The sequence below is a fragment of the Haemophilus sputorum CCUG 13788 genome (genome assembly GCF_000238795.1).
GTDB lineage: Bacteria > Pseudomonadota > Gammaproteobacteria > Enterobacterales > Pasteurellaceae > Haemophilus_A > Haemophilus_A sputorum.
In genome coordinates this window covers 1-486 of sequence record NZ_AFNK01000013.1, presented here as the reverse complement: position 1 = coordinate 486, position 486 = coordinate 1, and the positions used below count along the sequence as shown (strand labels likewise).

Below are 486 nucleotides of genomic sequence, written 5' to 3'. Positions count from 1 at the left end.
CTGGAGCAGTTCGACTTTACCTTCCAGCCGGGCATCGACCGTAAGGTTGTCCGGGAACTGGCTGGTCTGGCGTTCGTGGAGCGCAGCGAAAACGTGATCCTGCTGGGACCTCCTGGTGTAGGAAAAACACATCTGGCCATAGCTCTTGGCGTGAAAGCGGTGGATGCGGGACATCGGGTACTGTTTATGCCACTGGACAGACTGATCGCGACACTGATGAAAGCGAAACAGGAAAACCGGCTGGAGCGTCAGCTACAGCAACTGAGTTATGCCCGGGTGTTGATCCTGGATGAAATAGGCTATCTGCCGATGAACAGAGAGGAAGCCAGCCTGTTCTTCCGGCTACTGAACCGTCGATATGAAAAAGCGAGCATCATACTGACGTCAAACAAGGGGTTCGCAGACTGGGGAGAAATGTTCGGAGATCACGTGCTGGCAACAGCGATACTGGATCGGTTGCTACATCACTCAACCACGCACGAAGTA

The 486-nt window shown here is 53.9% G+C and carries 1 pseudogene; it reads left to right on the top strand.

The annotated features are described in order from the left end of the window. Positions 1–486, top strand: a pseudogene (gene istB, locus HSP_RS0103230) (IS21-like element IS21 family helper ATPase IstB); the annotation flags it as partial.